General features: G+C 49.3%; 12 protein-coding genes. 1 reads left to right on the forward strand and 11 read right to left on the reverse strand.

Annotated features, from left to right (window positions below; genetic code table 11):
• Positions 1–2: 2 nt before the first annotated feature.
• The gene (gene rplC, locus EDM59_RS28645; RefSeq protein WP_092276984.1) at positions 3–632 is read right to left on the reverse strand and encodes a 50S ribosomal protein L3; all 630 of its coding nucleotides are present in this window, start codon (positions 630–632) and stop codon (positions 3–5) included.
• A 149-nt stretch (positions 633–781) separates the two neighbouring features.
• A complete protein-coding gene (rpsJ, locus tag EDM59_RS28650; protein ID WP_005828858.1) occupies positions 782–1,090 on the reverse strand; it encodes a 30S ribosomal protein S10 in 309 nt (102 codons plus the stop codon).
• A 358-nt stretch (positions 1,091–1,448) separates the two neighbouring features.
• On the opposite strand from rpsJ, the gene EDM59_RS28660 reads away from it, so the two are divergent.
• Complete coding sequence (locus tag EDM59_RS28660; RefSeq protein WP_122926749.1) at positions 1,449–1,847, forward strand: globin domain-containing protein; 399 nt, start codon at positions 1,449–1,451, stop codon at positions 1,845–1,847.
• Positions 1,848–1,855: 8 nt separating this feature from the next.
• On the opposite strand, the gene EDM59_RS28665 is transcribed toward EDM59_RS28660, so the two are convergent.
• The 9 genes from EDM59_RS28665 to EDM59_RS28705 form a co-directional block, all read right to left on the reverse strand.
• Positions 1,856–2,791: a DMT family transporter gene (locus EDM59_RS28665; protein ID WP_122926750.1), complete on the reverse strand. Its 936-nt coding sequence runs from the start codon at positions 2,789–2,791 to the stop codon at positions 1,856–1,858.
• Positions 2,792–2,952: 161 nt separating this feature from the next.
• On the reverse strand, positions 2,953–4,143 hold the full coding sequence (tuf, locus tag EDM59_RS28670) for an elongation factor Tu (RefSeq protein WP_092276973.1): 1,191 nt from the start codon (positions 4,141–4,143) through the stop codon (positions 2,953–2,955).
• A 118-nt stretch (positions 4,144–4,261) separates the two neighbouring features.
• Positions 4,262–6,340 carry an elongation factor G gene (gene fusA / locus EDM59_RS28675; RefSeq protein WP_122926751.1) on the reverse strand — a complete coding sequence of 693 codons (2,079 nt, stop codon included), beginning with the start codon at positions 6,338–6,340 and terminating at the stop codon, positions 4,262–4,264.
• A gap of 71 nt (positions 6,341–6,411) precedes the next feature.
• Positions 6,412–6,882, reverse strand: coding sequence for a 30S ribosomal protein S7 (gene rpsG / locus EDM59_RS28680; RefSeq protein WP_007716226.1), 471 nt, complete (start codon positions 6,880–6,882; stop codon positions 6,412–6,414).
• 53 nt (positions 6,883–6,935) lie between these two features.
• Positions 6,936–7,379, reverse strand: coding sequence for a 30S ribosomal protein S12 (rpsL, locus tag EDM59_RS28685; protein ID WP_005828873.1), 444 nt, complete (start codon positions 7,377–7,379; stop codon positions 6,936–6,938).
• 120 nt (positions 7,380–7,499) lie between these two features.
• Positions 7,500–7,754 carry a 50S ribosomal protein L7ae-like protein gene (locus tag EDM59_RS28690; protein ID WP_092276967.1) on the reverse strand — a complete coding sequence of 85 codons (255 nt, stop codon included), beginning with the start codon at positions 7,752–7,754 and terminating at the stop codon, positions 7,500–7,502.
• 147 nt (positions 7,755–7,901) lie between these two features.
• Entirely contained in the window at positions 7,902–11,528 is a 3,627-nt protein-coding gene (rpoC, locus tag EDM59_RS28695) for a DNA-directed RNA polymerase subunit beta' (RefSeq protein WP_122926752.1), read from the reverse strand.
• A gap of 29 nt (positions 11,529–11,557) precedes the next feature.
• Positions 11,558–15,100 carry a DNA-directed RNA polymerase subunit beta gene (gene rpoB / locus EDM59_RS28700; protein ID WP_122926753.1) on the reverse strand — a complete coding sequence of 1,181 codons (3,543 nt, stop codon included), beginning with the start codon at positions 15,098–15,100 and terminating at the stop codon, positions 11,558–11,560.
• 307 nt (positions 15,101–15,407) lie between these two features.
• Positions 15,408–16,004, reverse strand: a complete 597-nt coding sequence (locus EDM59_RS28705; RefSeq protein ID WP_092276958.1) for a class I SAM-dependent methyltransferase — start codon at positions 16,002–16,004, stop codon at positions 15,408–15,410.
• Between the last annotated feature and the right edge of the window lie 15 nt (positions 16,005–16,019).

The raw sequence follows: 16,019 nt of genomic DNA on the forward strand, positions 1-16,019 counted from the left end.
AACTAGTTCTTCTTGACTGCCGTGGATACCAATACGCAGCTGTTTTTCGGACCAGGCACGGAGCCTTTAACGAGAATCAGGTTACGCTCAGCATCTACTTTTACTACTTCCAGGTTTTGAATGGTTACGTTGTCGCCACCCATTTGACCTGGCAGTGTTTGACCTTTAAATACGCGGTTTGGAGCTACAGCACCCATAGAACCTGGGCCGCGATGGTAGCGCGAACCGTGAGCCATAGGACCGCGGGATTGATTGTGACGTTTGATCGCACCTTGGAAACCTTTACCCTTGGATACGCCAGCTACGTCAACGATTTCTCCCTCAGCAAAAATGTCAGCTTTCAACTCTTGACCAACCTCAAAGTCTGCGAGGTTAACTCCGCGAATTTCGCGAACGAAGCGCTTAGGAGCAGTGTTAGCTTTCGCTGCATGTCCTTTTTCCGGCTTGTTAGCGCGCTGCTCTTTTTTGTCTTCAAAGCCGATTTGAATTGCTTCATAACCGTCATTCTCCAGGTCTTTCTTTTGGAGAACTACGTTAGAACCAGCCTCGATGACCGTTACAGCAATCGCTGTTCCGTTTGGACCAAAAACTTGAGTCATGCCAAGTTTTTTCCCTAAGATTCCTTTGGTCATTAGTGCCACCTCCTGTGCTTATTTCAACAAAACGTTTTAATGTTGTATCAAGTCCCCACCGATGCGCAGGGGTGCCATTTCAGGGGTTTGATGCTTGGTATAACACGCTTAGCAAGACAACGCCTGCGCGTGTATCGCGTTTTGGGACCTTACAGCTTGATCTCGATATCCACGCCAGATGGCAGATCCAGACGCATCAAAGCATCTACTGTTTGTGGTGTAGGATTCAGAATGTCGATCAAACGCTTGTGAGTACGCATCTCGAATTGCTCGCGAGAATCTTTGTACTTATGAACCGCACGCAGGATAGTGTAAACAGCTTTCTCCGTAGGGAGTGGAATTGGACCGGATACATTTGCACCGGAACGCTTCGCAGTGTCTACGATTTTCTCTGCAGACTGATCCAGGATTTTGTGATCATACGCCTTCAAACGAATACGAATCTTTTGCTTTGCCATTTTAGTCCCTCCTTTTTCGCCCATTTTCTAAACAGACATTTCTCCGTGGAAATATCCTGCACCCCGGTCATGGCAAAGGGGCCGGGTGTGTCAGCAACCTCCCACATCATCGCAAGTCCATGACCAACATTCACTATTGTACTAAAAAGCATTGGGCAACGCAAGTTTTTTCTTAGGCTTCCGTACTTTTTTTGTACAAGCGAGCGAACCGCAATTGGCTCACTTTGACCATATTACAGATCTCGTCCAAAAAACGCAAGCGGGATTGGTTGCCAACTTTGCCCCTCTGCTATCTATAATAGAAGAAACACGTTATACTAGGGTTGGATTTTTCAATGCAAAGGAGGTTACCTGCCCGATGTCTACGGACAACCTTACCCCATATGAGCGCATTGGCGGAGCTGAAACTTTGGCTCGTCTTGTCGATATTTTTTATAACCATGTGAAACGTCACCCGGATCTGGCCCCTCTTTTTCCTGAGGATCTGACTCCCGTAAAGGAACGGCAGTATCAGTTTCTCACGCAGTTCTTAGGCGGGCCTACCCTTTACTCTGACATCCACGGCCATCCCATGCTGCGTGCTCGGCATATGCGTTTTCCTATCGGTACTGCTCAAGCAGAAGCCTGGCTGCAATGCATGGCAAAAGCTATGGATCAGACTGGACTTGAAAACGGCATTCGCGAGCAGATCTTCGACAGACTCCGACTCACGGCCCACCATATGATTAACCAATGGGAGCAAAAAGAAGAAGCGTAGGGGGCTCCCTACGCTTTTGTCGTTATATCGGACGGTACAACACCTGGGGCGGAATTCGGCTTTAGCTGACTCCGCGATCCCAGATAGACGCCACCTACAATCATTAGTAACGCCAGTAAATGAACCAGTAGCAGCTGCTCCCCTAAAAACAAAGCCGCGAACAACAAGCTAGCCAATGGCATTCCGTTCAAAAATACTGCCGTTCTGCTTGCACCGAGTTGACGAATCCCATAGTTCCATCCCACCGAACCAACAGCGGTGGAAAGAACAGCGGATGTCAGAATCACGAGCCATTGGAATGGCGTTACATCCAAACCTATATAATAAGAAGCCGGCTGCACCATTAAAGCGGCTATCCATAAAAACAGGACCCCGAACCACTGTGACAGTACCGTGATTAATAAGACCGGTACTCCTCGTAAGGAGAGCTTTCGAATTAGTAGTCCACCTGCCACATACATCAGCATGGAGAAAAACATAATGGCGTCTCCCCATCCATTCACATGAATGCCGCCATGCTGAGAAATGACTACGATTAATACTCCCGCAAAACCAATCGCAATTCCCCATGCTTTACGCCAGGACATTCCTTCCCCCAATAACACCATCGCAAGCAAAGCCGTTGCCAGAGGATTCAGTCCTAAAATCAGCGATGCATTTCCCGCAGATGTGTACTGTACTCCAGTTGCCAATGTAATTTGATGAAGAGCAATCGAGGTTGCTCCTACCCCTGCAGCTAACAGCCAATTGGCCCACCCAATTCGCAGGCTTTTTCGGTACTGAAGAAGAATCGGTGCTAAAAAGACCCCTGCAATGGTCATCCGGATCGCCGCTACATACATCGGCGGAAACATGGTTAGATACTTGACCATCACGACATTCAAGCCCCAGAGTGTCACTACCCCAGCCAGCATGACAAACAATAATCGCTCTTTGTTTTTCATCTCTCTTCCCCCATCCAAATCCTGATCGTATTGTAGCACATTCCCACAATCCCTCTGGCTGAATCATTTTGATGGGAGTCATGAAAAAATCCGATAAATGGAAGTTCATAAAAAGTAAAAAACCCGACAACACGAGGTTGTCGGGTTCTTCTATGAATCAATTAAGCTTCGATGGAAGCTACAACGCCAGCGCCTACTGTACGGCCACCTTCGCGGATAGCGAAGCGAGTACCTTGTTCCATCGCTACTGGAGCGATCAGTTCAACAGTGAACTCAGTGTTGTCGCCAGGCATGATCATTTCAACGCCTTCTGGCAGTTGGATGATACCTGTTACGTCAGTTGTACGGAAGTAGAATTGTGGACGGTAGTTAGCAAAGAAAGGAGTGTGACGTCCGCCTTCTTCTTTGGACAGAACGTAAACTTCTGCTTTGAACTTGGTGTAAGGCTTAACGGAACCTGGTTTCGCCAAGCATTGTCCACGCTCGATATCTTTACGATCAACACCGCGCAGCAAAGCACCGATGTTGTCACCAGCTTGAGCGGAATCCAGCAATTTGCGGAACATCTCAACGCCAGTTACAGTTGTGTTTTTCGTTTCTTCAGCCAAGCCGATGATTTCAACTTGGTCACCAACTTTAACTACACCGCGCTCTACGCGACCAGTAGCAACTGTACCACGACCAGTGATCGTGAACACGTCCTCTACAGGCATCAAGAAAGGCTTGTCAGTTGCACGCTCAGGAGTTGGGATGTAGCTGTCAACAGCGTCCATCAACTCAGCGATTTTCTTAGCCCAGTCACCAGTTGGGTTATCCAAAGCTTCTTTAGCAGAACCTTTGATTACTGGAGTGTCGTCACCTGGGAAGTCGTATTGGGACAGCAGGTCACGGATTTCCATTTCAACCAGTTCCAACAACTCTTCATCGTCTACCATGTCGCATTTGTTCATGAATACTACGATGTATGGTACACCTACTTGTTTGGACAACAGGATGTGTTCACGAGTTTGTGGCATTGGGCCATCAGCTGCGGATACAACCAGGATTGCGCCGTCCATTTGAGCAGCACCAGTAATCATGTTTTTCACATAGTCCGCGTGACCAGGGCAGTCAACGTGTGCATAGTGACGGTTGTCAGTTTCATACTCAACGTGTGCAGTGTTGATTGTGATACCGCGCTCTTTTTCTTCTGGAGCAGCGTCAATTGCAGCGTAGTTCATAGCTTGTGCTTTACCTTGTTGTGCCAATACAGTTGTAATAGCAGCAGTCAGGGTAGTTTTACCATGGTCAACGTGACCAATAGTACCGATGTTAACGTGTGGTTTATTCCGTTCAAATTTCGCTTTTGCCATGAGAGAAAAGCCTCCTTATATATAAGGGTATATGTGTTGAAGAAAGGTTTACCCTATCCGGGGTTGTCCCTTCAATATTGTAAACCTTTCCTGTTCCAAGATAAAGTCGAACCAGAAATTATTCGCCTTTGGATTTCTTAACGATTTCTTCAGCGATGAATTTCGGTACTTCTTCGTAGTGGTCGAGCACCATGGAGTAAACGCCACGGCCTTGGGTACGGGAACGAAGAATTGTGGAGTAACCAAACATCTCGGACAGTGGTACCATTGCACGGATAACTTGTGCGTTTGCACGAGCTTCCATACCTTCGATACGACCGCGGCGGGAGTTCAGGTCGCCCATTACGTCGCCCATGTACTCTTCTGGCATTGTAACTTCTACTTTCATGATTGGCTCGAGCAATACTGCGCCACATTTTTTCGCAGCTTCTTTCAGAGCGAGAGAACCTGCTACTTTAAATGCCATCTCGGAGGAGTCGACATCATGGTAGCTACCGTCTACGATAGTAGCTTTGATATCAACCAGCGGGAAGCCGGCGATAACACCATTTTTCATCGATTCTTCGATACCCGCTTGAACAGCAGGGATGTATTCACGCGGTACTACACCACCAACGATTTTGTTTTCGAATTGGAAGCCTTGACCTGGTTCGAGAGGAGCGAACTCCACCCAAACGTGACCGTATTGACCACGACCACCGGACTGACGAACGAATTTACCTTCCACTTTTGCTTCTTTGCGGAATGTCTCGCGGTAAGCAACTTGTGGTGCACCTACGTTCGACTCGACTTTAAATTCGCGTTTCAGACGGTCAACGATGATCTCCAGGTGAAGCTCACCCATACCGGAGATGATTGTTTGACCAGTCTCTTCGTCTGTGCGCGTACGGAACGTTGGATCCTCTTCAGCCAGCTTGGACAGGCCGATACCCATCTTGTCTTGGTCTGCTTTGGATTTTGGTTCGATCGCAACAGAGATAACTGGCTCTGGGAATTCCATGGACTCCAGGATTACAGGAGACTTTTCATCGCACAGAGTGTCACCAGTTGTGGTATCTTTCAAACCTACAGCTGCAGCAATGTCACCGGAGTAAACCGTTTGGATCTCTTCGCGGTGGTTTGCGTGCATTTGCAGGATACGACCTACACGTTCACGTTTACCTTTAGTAGAGTTCAGAACGTAAGAACCGGAGTTCAGTACGCCAGAGTAAACGCGGAAGAAAGTCAGACGGCCTACGTACGGGTCAGTCATGATCTTGAAAGCAAGAGCAGAGAACGGACCGTTGTCGTCAGCAGGACGTTCAACTTCGTCTTCAGTGTCAGGCAGAGTACCTTTGATTGCTGGGATATCTACCGGAGATGGCAGATAAGTAACTACGTTGTCGAGCATAGGCTGAACACCTTTGTTACGGTAAGAAGAACCGCACATTACAGGAGTCAGTTTGCACTCGATGGTACCTTTACGCAGAGCAGCACGGATTTCGTCGTTGGTCAGCTCTTCGCCTTCCAAGTACTTCATCATGAGCTCTTCGTCTTGTTCTGCTGCTGCTTCAACCAATGCGAGACGAAGCTCATCACATCTTTCTTTCAGATCAGCAGGGATTTCAGTGGAATCAGAAGTTTTACCCAGGTCATCAGTGTACACGATTGCCTTCATTTCGATCAGGTCAACCATGCCTTTGAAATGGTCTTCTGCACCGATTGGATATTGAATAGCTACTGGATTTGCACCCAGGCGAGTTTTGATCTGGCCCAGGGTCATTTCGAAGTTAGCACCCAGAATATCCATTTTGTTGATGTAGCACATACGCGGTACGCCATAGCGGTCAGCTTGGCGCCATACAGTTTCGGTTTGCGGCTCAACGCCACCTTTTGCGTCAAAAACGGTAACAGCACCGTCAAGAACGCGCAGGGAGCGCTCAACTTCTACAGTGAAGTCTACGTGGCCTGGTGTGTCGATAATGTTGATTCGATGACCATTCCATTGAGCAGTAGTAGCAGCCGAAGTGATGGTGATACCGCGCTCTTGCTCTTGTTCCATCCAGTCCATGGTAGCTGCACCTTCGTGCACCTCACCAATCTTATGAACGCGACCAGTGTAGAACAGAATACGCTCAGTCGTTGTCGTTTTACCAGCATCGATGTGAGCCATGATACCGATATTACGCGTATTCGGCAAAGAGAACTCGCGAGCCATTCAGGTATGCTCCTTCCATACTCGTGTTTTTGAATAAACGGGTATCCAAGACGGACACCCGATTCAATTTCCTACCAGCGATAGTGAGCAAACGCTTTGTTCGCTTCAGCCATCTTGTGCGTGTCTTCACGCTTTTTCACTGCTGCACCGGTGTTGTTAGCAGCATCCATGATCTCGTTAGCCAGGCGTTGTTCCATGGTTTTCTCACCGCGGTTACGGGAGTAGTTAACCATCCAACGCAGACCAAGAGTGGTGCGGCGCTCCGGTTTTACTTCGATTGGTACTTGGTAGTTAGCACCACCTACACGGCGAGCTTTTACTTCCAGTACTGGCATTACGTTTTTCAGTGCTTCTTCGAAAACTTCCATCGGGTTGCGACCTGTGCGCTCCTGGATGATGTCAAATGCGTTGTAGAGAATGTTCTGAGCTACACCGCGCTTACCATCCAACATCAGACGGTTAATCAAACGAGTAACCAATTTGCTGTTGTGAATAGGGTCTGGCAGCACGTCACGACGGGTTACAGGACCTTTACGAGGCATCGTATTCCCTCCTTCTTTTCGTTATCAATTCACGCCAACTCACGGGCGTTTTCTTATTTCTTTTTCGCTGCTGCAGCTGCTTGACCTGGTTTTGGACGTTTCGTACCGTACTTGGAACGACCTTGTTTACGGTTGTTCACACCAGCAGTGTCAAGAGCACCACGAACGATATGGTAGCGTACCCCTGGCAAGTCTTTTACACGACCGCCGCGCACAAGCACGACGCTATGCTCTTGCAGGTTGTGGCCAATACCACCGATGTAAGCTGTTACCTCGATACCGTTAGTCAAACGCACACGAGCGTATTTACGCAACGCGGAGTTTGGTTTTTTCGGAGTCATGGTACCTACACGGGTGCAAACACCACGTTTTTGAGGAGAGCTTTGGTTGGTTTGAGATTTCTTGAAGCTGTTGTACCCTTTTTGAAGAGCTGGGGACTTCGACTTCACAACCTTATCCTCGCGACCTTTACGTACCAATTGGTTAATTGTAGGCATGATGTTACCTCCCTTCTTAATACCCAATCTCAAGACCACAGATCCAGGTGAGTCATTTTGGGTCAAATAGAAAGTCCTTGTCCAAACCTACGCAACGTGTAAACACGGACAAAAACATCGTCAACCACTCTTTTTAATCGCAGCCGTAGCTGCTCCCACTTCGATTCCGCACGCTTTGCCTAATCGACGCATGGAATCTACATGAATGACTGGAACACCCTTCTCTTTGCAAAGGAGCTCGACTTTTTGGGTCAAACGCTTATCAGCATCAATGGCGATGTAAACCGCTTCTACCTGTTGGTGTTCTACAGCTTTAATCGTTTGCTTGATACCGATCGTTAACTCCTTGGCCCGCTCTACTTTTTCATAAGACATGATTTTCATATCCTCCAAAGTACAGATGTCAGGCACACTTGAATATAATATCAGGTGGGCTTTTGGATGTCAACTGCCCGACTACTTTTATTTGCGATAGCAAGATTTGGAAAGCGCCCACGTAGCAGCATGGGCGCTTTGCCATGATTACTCTACAGAAACTGCTTCTTGCTGCGCGTTCAGCGCCTCAAGCTCTGCTTCGTAATCTACTTGACTTGCTACTTTGATATTGCGATAGCGAGACATACCTGTACCAGCTGGTACCAGTTTCCCAATAATTACGTTCTCTTTCAGACCCAGCAAGCGGTCAACTTTTCCTTTGATCGCTGCATCGGTAAGAACACGAGTCGTTTCTTGGAAAGAAGCTGCCGACAGGAAGGAGTCGGTTTCCAGGGACGCTTTGGTAATCCCCAACAGAACCGGACGACCTACTGCTGGATTTCTTCCTTCGATCAATACTTTTGCGTTCGCTTGCTCAAACTCAGGTACTTCTACATAAGAGCCTGGCAAGAGGTCCGTATCGCCACTGTCGATGACACGCAGTTTGCGAAGCATCTGACGAATCATAACCTCAACGTGCTTGTCGTTAATTTCTACCCCTTGCATACGGTATACCTTTTGTACCTCTTGCAAGATGTAGTTGGAAACGCCGCGCATGCCGCGAACTTTCAGCATTTCTTTCGGGTCAACAGAACCTTCAGTGAGCTCATCCCCAGCATTCAGTTTCGCACCAACACTTACCTTGATACGGGAACCGTACGGAGCTGCGTACACTTTATTTTCTGCGTCCCCACGAACTTCGATTTCTCGACGATCTTTACCTTCGCGAATATCGACCACTTCCCCGTCGATTTCGGAGATAACCGCTTGCCCTTTCGGATTACGCGCTTCGAAAAGCTCTTGAATACGCGGCAAACCTTGGGTGATGTCGTCTCCCGCAACCCCACCGGTATGGAAGGTACGCATGGTCAGCTGGGTACCCGGCTCACCAATGGATTGAGCCGCGATAATACCAACCGCTTCCCCAACTTCCACTTCGGCTCCTGTTGCCAGGTTGCGTCCGTAGCAAAGTTTGCAGACACCATGGCTGGTGCGGCAAGCCAGTACGTTACGGATGTAGACTTCGGTAATACCGACTTTCTCGATATACTCAGCCACTTCTTCGGAAATTTCCTCGTTGCGGCCCACGATAACTTCTTTCGTCTCAGGGTGGCGCAGAGTCTCGAAGCAAGTACGTCCAACCAGACGGTCAGACAGCTTCTCGATTTCTTCTTTACCATCCTTGATCGCTGTAACGCGAATACCTTTATCCGTTCCGCAATCTCTTTCGCGGACGATCACGTCTTGGGCAACGTCTACGAGACGACGAGTCAGATAACCCGAGTCCGCAGTACGCAGTGCCGTATCGGCGAGACCTTTCCGCGCACCGTGCGTGGAGATAAAGTACTCCAATACGGTCAGACCTTCACGGAAGTTCGATTTAATCGGCAACTCAATGATTCGACCGGATGGGTTTGCCATCAGACCGCGCATACCAGCCAGCTGAGTGATCTGGGATACGTTACCACGGGCACCGGAGTTCGCCATCATGAAGATCGCGTTGAACTTATCCATCGATTTCATCAACACTTCGGTTACCTCGTCCTTGGCTTTGGACCAGATGGAGATAACGCGGTCATAGCGCTCGTCTTCGGTGATCAAACCGCGACGGAACTGCGTCATGACAGTTGCAACCTTTGCATCGGCTTCATCGAGGATGTCTTTCTTCTTGCCTGGTACGGCAATGTCCGCGACCGCAATCGTGATACCAGCTTTCGTGGAGTACGTAAAGCCGAGCTCTTTGATTTTATCGAGGATCATCGAGGATTTCATCGTACCGAAACGACGGAAGCACTCGGAGATGATCGTACCCAGGAAGCCTTTTTTCACAGCACCCGGATCTGGAAGGGCTTTGATAAACTCCTTCACATTCGTACCTTTTTCGAAAATAAAGTACTCATCCGGAACCATGTTTTGCAGGTTTGATTTTGTAGGAGCATTAATGAACGGCAGCTCTGGAGGGAAGATCTCGTTGAAGATCACTTTCCCTACAGTCGTTACGAGAAGCGCGTTCTGCTGGCGCTCAGTAAAGCTCGTTTTCTTCAGGCTTTTCGCAGGGATCGCAATACGAGTCTGCAGGCTTACGAAGCCTTGTTGATACGCAGCAATAGCATCGTGCGGATCACGATAGATCGTACCTTCACCGCGATCGCCTTCCCGCTCCAACGTCAAGTAGTAAGAACCAAGCACCATGTCCTGGGATGGCGTTACTACTGGTTTGCCGTCTTTCGGGTTCAAGATATTTTGCGCTGCCAGCATGAGGATGCGCGCTTCTGCTTGCGCCTCTGCGGACAACGGAACGTGAACAGCCATTTGGTCACCGTCGAAGTCCGCATTGTATGCCGTACATACGAGTGGATGCAGACGAATCGCGCGACCTTCAACCAATACTGGTTCGAACGCCTGGATACCCAGACGGTGCAAGGTGGGGGCGCGGTTCAACAGAACAGGATGCTCGCGAATCACGTCTTCGAGAACGTCCCATACTTCTGGCTGAACGCGTTCTACCTTGCGCTTAGCGCTCTTGATGTTGTGAGCGAGGCCTTTTGCCACCAGCTCTTTCATCACGAACGGCTTGAAGAGCTCCAGTGCCATTTCTTTTGGCAAACCGCACTGATACATCTTCAGGTTTGGTCCTACTACGATAACGGAACGACCGGAGTAGTCTACACGTTTACCGAGCAGGTTTTGACGGAAACGTCCTTGTTTTCCTTTCAGCATGTGGCTGAGGGATTTCAATGGACGGTTACCTGGTCCTGTTACTGGACGACCGCGACGGACGTTATCGATAAGCGCGTCTACTGCTTCTTGCAGCATCCTTTTTTCGTTTTGAACGATGATGTCAGGAGCACCCAGCTCAAGCAGGCGCTTCAGACGGTTGTTCCGGTTGATCACACGACGGTACAGATCGTTCAGGTCGGAGGTAGCAAAACGGCCACCATCCAATTGAACCATCGGACGAAGCTCTGGCGGGATCACTGGGAGTACATCCAATACCATCCAATCCGGGTGGTTGCCGGAGTTGCGGAAAGCCTCGAGTACTTCCAGTCGTTTGATCGCACGGTTGCGACGTTGTCCTTGTGCCGTTTTCAGATCTTCTTTCAACGTTTCCACATCTTTATCCAAATCGATCTCTGCGAGCAGACGCTTGATCGCTTCTGCACCCATCATCGCTTGGAAGGAGTGGCCGTATTTCTCACGATAGTTGCGGTACTCTTTTTCGGAGAGCAGCTGCTTTTTATCGAGAGGGGTGTCACCTGGATCCGTTACTACATAAGAAGCAAAGTAGATAACTTCTTCCAGGGAACGAGGAGACATGTCGAGAACCAGACCCATACGGCTTGGAATCCCTTTGAAATACCAGATGTGAGAAACTGGGGCAGCCAGTTCGATGTGCCCCATGCGCTCACGACGTACTTTGGCGCGAGTCACTTCCACGCCGCAACGATCGCACACGACCCCTTTATAACGAACGCGCTTGTACTTACCGCAATGACATTCCCAGTCTTTGGTTGGTCCAAAGATGCGTTCGCAGAACAAGCCGTCTTTTTCCGGTTTCAGCGTACGGTAGTTGATCGTCTCCGGCTTTTTGACTTCCCCGAAAGACCACGAACGGATCTTATCGGGGGAAGCCAAGCCGATCTTCATATATTCGAAGTTGTTCACGTCTATCACAGGGCGTTACCTCCCTTTGTACCGGAATCTTACTCGTCGTCGTTCAAGCTTCCGCCTTCGAGTACGAGGTTCAGTTTTTCACCGCTGCCCTCATCCTCGTCTTCCATTTCACGCATTTCGATCTCTTGCTCGTCACCGGACAGGATCTTCACGTCCATACCCAAGCTTTGCAGTTCCTTGATCAATACTTTGAAGGACTCAGGAACGCCTGGCTCTGGAACGTTTTCGCCTTTCACGATCGCTTCGTACGTTTTCACGCGGCCCACGACGTCATCGGACTTGACAGTAAGGATCTCTTGCAAGGTGTAGGCAGCACCGTATGCTTCCAGTGCCCAAACCTCCATCTCCCCGAAACGCTGTCCACCAAATTGAGCTTTACCACCCAATGGCTGCTGCGTAACGAGCGAGTATGGTCCCGTAGAACGGGCGTGGATTTTGTCATCCACCAAGTGAGCCAGTTTCAGCATGTATACGCAACCGACTGTTACACGACGATCGAACGGTTCACCTGTACGTCCATCGTACAAAATGGTTTTACCGTCGCGGTCCAATCCGGCTTCTTCCAATGTCTCGAATACTTCCGCCTGACGTGCACCGTCAAATACCGGAGTCGCCACGTGGATACCGAGAAGCTTGGCTGCCATACCGAGGTGAGTCTCGAGTACCTGACCGATGTTCATCCGAGAAGGTACGCCCAATGGGTTGAGTACGATCTCTACCGGAGAACCGTCTGGCAAGAATGGCATGTCTTCTTCAGGCATGATACGGGCGATAACCCCTTTGTTACCATGGCGTCCGGCCATTTTGTCACCCACGGAAATTTTCCGTTTTTGGGCGATGTAGACACGTACCAGTTGGTTTACGCCAGGAGGCAGCTCGTCGCCGTTCTCGCGGGTAAATACTTTTACGTCTACGATGATACCGGAACCACCATGCGGCACGCGCAGGGAAGTATCGCGGACTTCACGTGCTTTTTCACCAAAGATCGCGTGCAGGAGTCGCTCTTCTGCTGTCAGCTCAGTAACCCCTTTAGGAGTAACCTTACCTACCAGAATGTCGCCGTCCTGAATTTCCGCACCCACGCGGATAATACCGCGTTCGTCCAGGTTTTTCAGCGCGTCTTCCCCTACGTTCGGGATGTCGCGCGTGATTTCTTCCGGACCGAGCTTGGTGTCACGAGCTTCGGATTCGTATTCTTCGATATGGATAGACGTATAAACGTCGTCTTTTACCAGTTTCTCAGAAAGAAGAATCGCATCTTCGTAGTTGTACCCTTCCCATGTCATAAACGCGACAATCACGTTACGACCGAGAGCCAATTCACCTTTTTCGGTGGATGGACCGTCACCAATGATATCGCCTTTTTCAATCCAGTCGCCGCGGCTTACGATCGGGCGTTGGTTGATGCACGTACCTTGGTTGGAACGGATAAATTTATGCATTTTATATTTGTCGACATCGCCAGCAACCTTCTTGCCGTCGATTTCCTTGTAACGACGAATCCAGATCTCGCGGGCAGTCACGCGTTCCACTTGACCCGGATGCTTGGCTACGATCGCTACCCCGGAATCCTGTGCTGCTTTATGCTCCATACCCGTACCGACGAACGGTGCTTGTGGAATCAAAAGCGGAACGGCCTGCCGCTGCATGTTGGAACCCATCAGTGCGCGGTTGGCGTCATCGTTTTCCAGGAACGGAATCAAAGCGGTCGCTACAGACACAACCTGCTTAGGCGATACGTCCATGAAGTCAACTTTGTCACGTGGTACGCTCAGAATCTCGCCCTTACGTCGACAAATAACCATGTCATTTACAAAGCGACCCACTTCGTCGAGTGGTTGGTTCGCCTGAGCCACGTTGAACACGTCTTCTTCATCGGCTGTCAGGTAGCTGATATCGGTTAAAACGTAACCAGTCTCAGGGTCTACCTTGCGACGAGGTGTTTCGATAAAGCCGTAGTCGTTGATGCGCGCAAAGGACGACAGGGAGTTGATCAAACCAATGTTTGGACCCTCTGGCGTTTCAATTGGACACATACGACCGTAGTGGGAATGGTGAACGTCGCGCACTTCAAAGCCCGCGCGCTCGCGAGTCAAACCACCTGGTCCGAGTGCAGAGAGACGGCGTTTGTGCGTCAGCTCAGCAAGCGGGTTGGTTTGGTCCATGAACTGAGACAGCTGTGAGCTACCAAAGAACTCCTTCAGTGATGCGATCACTGGACGGATGTTGATCAGAGCTTGCGGCGTGATCTGGTTCTGGTCCTGGATGGACATGCGCTCACGTACTACGCGCTCCATACGGGAAAGCCCGATACGGAACTGGTTCTGCAAGAGCTCACCCACGGAACGCAGACGACGGTTACCCAAGTGGTCAATATCGTCTGTCGAACCTACGCCGTGCAGCAGGTTCATGAAGTAGTTGATCGCTGCTACGATATCAGAAGGCGTAATGTGTTTGAACGATTTATCTACATTTCCGTTTCCGATTACCTTGATGATCTTGCCATCTTCAATCGGAGAGAAAATATTAATGGATTGCAGATGAATCGCTTCATCTTCCAGAACACCGCCATGTGTACGAACATCAATGAAGTTGATGCTCTCTTCCAGACCTGGCAGGATACGATCCAGGATACGACGGTCGATCATTTGGCCGGCTTCGGCAAAAATCTCACCCGTGCTGGTATCTACCAACGTTTCCGCCAGACGCTGATTGTACAGACGGTTTTTCAGATGAAGCTTTTTGTTCATTTTGTAACGACCAACAGAAGCGAGGTCATAACGCTTTGGATCGAAGAAGCGAGAGATCAACAGGCTCTTCGCGTTCTCGACTGTTGGCGGCTCACCTGGACGAAGGCGCTCATAGATTTCGATCAGCGCTTTCTCGGTAGAGTCCGTATTGTCTTTTTCCAGCGTGTTCTTGATGTACTCGTCTTCACCCAGCAAGTTGAGGATCTCGATGTCAGAACCAAAGCCCAGCGCACGCAAAAGGACCGTTACCGGGATTTTTCGCGTACGGTCGATGCGGACATAAATGACGTCTTTCGCATCGGTCTCCAACTCCAGCCATGCACCCCGGTTCGGGATTACAGTTGCTGTAAACGTCTGCTTGCCGTTTTTGTCCACTTTGGTGTTGTAATATACACTGGGGGAACGAACAAGCTGGCTGACAATGACACGCTCAGCCCCGTTAATAATGAAGGTTCCCGTTTCGGTCATGAGCGGGAAATCCCCCATGAAGACTTCTTGTTCCTTCACTTCTCCCGTCTCTTTGTTCAACAAACGTACCTTCACACGCAGAGGCGCCGCATAGGTGACGTCACGTTCTTTCGACTCGTCAACATCGTACTTCGGCTCTCCCAAGCTGTAGTCGATAAACTCCAGCACGAGATTGCCAGTGAAGTCCTGGATTGGCGAAATGTCTTGGAACATCTCACGCAGACCCTCATCAAGGAACCATTGGTAGGACTTTTGCTGAATCTCGATGAGATTTGGAAGGCCCAGCACTTCGTTAATACGTGAATACGTACGACGCTGGCGGTGTCGGCCACTTTGAATCACTTTACCTGCCAACTTATTCACCCCTCAGGTTGTGTTTTCACACATAGAAACTTGGCATTCAATCAGCTTAAATCGCAGACGAATGCCTCAAATAGAAAAATGGGTTAAACCAGTAAGACCATTTTTAACCCAGAGAAACTCTATTTTAAAAGAATTCCCATGTTTTTACTCGAACATTCCTCCCAAAGGAAAAAAGAAGAAAATGCTTGACAGACAGGGAATTACTGAAAAATAGACATTTATCCCATATTGACATTTTATAATGCTACCACAATGAAATATACGCGTCAAGAAAACTTTTCTAAGAACTGAATCTTGACTATTTCACTGCCCGAAAAATGGAGTAGCCTTTGGAACGGTCTACTTCTTCTACTTCCCGATACGTTTCTTGCAGTTTCTTTAATGCTGACGGGGCACCCTGCTTTTTCTGGATGACCACCCACATCTCTCCGCCTTCAGCAAGCAGCTCGTATCCTTCGGTAAAGATCCGATGCACAATCTCCTTACCTGCGCGAATCGGTGGGTTGGTCAAGATGACATCAAACGTTTCGCCTTGTACCTCGCTGTAAACATCACTTACGCGGATATCGACATTTTTGATGCCGTTGCCTTCTGCATTTCGCCGAGCCAAATGAACGGCACGCTCATTTACATCAATCATGGTCACTTTGCCTTGCGCAGCGAGTTTTGCAGCAGTCAAGCCGATGGGCCCATAACCACAACCCACATCGAGCACGCGCGCATGGGGAGCCACTTTCATATTTTCAATGAGCAGGACACTCCCGAAGTCAATCCGATCTCGGGAAAAGACACCCGCATCCGTATAAAAGCGAAGCTCATACCCTCGTAGTAGAAAAGAAAATTGCTGTTCGTCATGCGCAGCACCTGGTCGACTGGTGTAGTAGTGATCTGACACTTGTGTGATCCACCT

Source organism: Brevibacillus nitrificans, assembly GCF_003710965.1.
GTDB lineage: Bacteria > Bacillota > Bacilli > Brevibacillales > Brevibacillaceae > Brevibacillus > Brevibacillus centrosporus.

What these genes read in the sequence shown, in the direction of transcription:
- fusA (WP_122926751.1), bottom strand. Translation starts at nt 6,340, where the DNA reads ATGGCTCGCGAGTTCTCTTTGCCGAATACGCGTAATATCGGTATCATG.
- tuf (WP_092276973.1), bottom strand. Translation starts at nt 4,143, where the DNA reads ATGGCAAAAGCGAAATTTGAACGGAATAAACCACACGTTAACATCGGT.
- rpsL (WP_005828873.1), bottom strand. Translation starts at nt 7,379, where the DNA reads ATGCCTACAATTAACCAATTGGTACGTAAAGGTCGCGAGGATAAGGTT.
- rplC (WP_092276984.1), bottom strand. Translation starts at nt 632, where the DNA reads ATGACCAAAGGAATCTTAGGGAAAAAACTTGGCATGACTCAAGTTTTT.
- EDM59_RS28660 (WP_122926749.1), top strand. Translation starts at nt 1,449, where the DNA reads ATGTCTACGGACAACCTTACCCCATATGAGCGCATTGGCGGAGCTGAA.
- EDM59_RS28665 (WP_122926750.1), bottom strand. Translation starts at nt 2,791, where the DNA reads ATGAAAAACAAAGAGCGATTATTGTTTGTCATGCTGGCTGGGGTAGTG.
- rpsG (WP_007716226.1), bottom strand. Translation starts at nt 6,882, where the DNA reads ATGCCTCGTAAAGGTCCTGTAACCCGTCGTGACGTGCTGCCAGACCCT.
- EDM59_RS28690 (WP_092276967.1), bottom strand. Translation starts at nt 7,754, where the DNA reads ATGTCTTATGAAAAAGTAGAGCGGGCCAAGGAGTTAACGATCGGTATC.
- rpsJ (WP_005828858.1), bottom strand. Translation starts at nt 1,090, where the DNA reads ATGGCAAAGCAAAAGATTCGTATTCGTTTGAAGGCGTATGATCACAAA.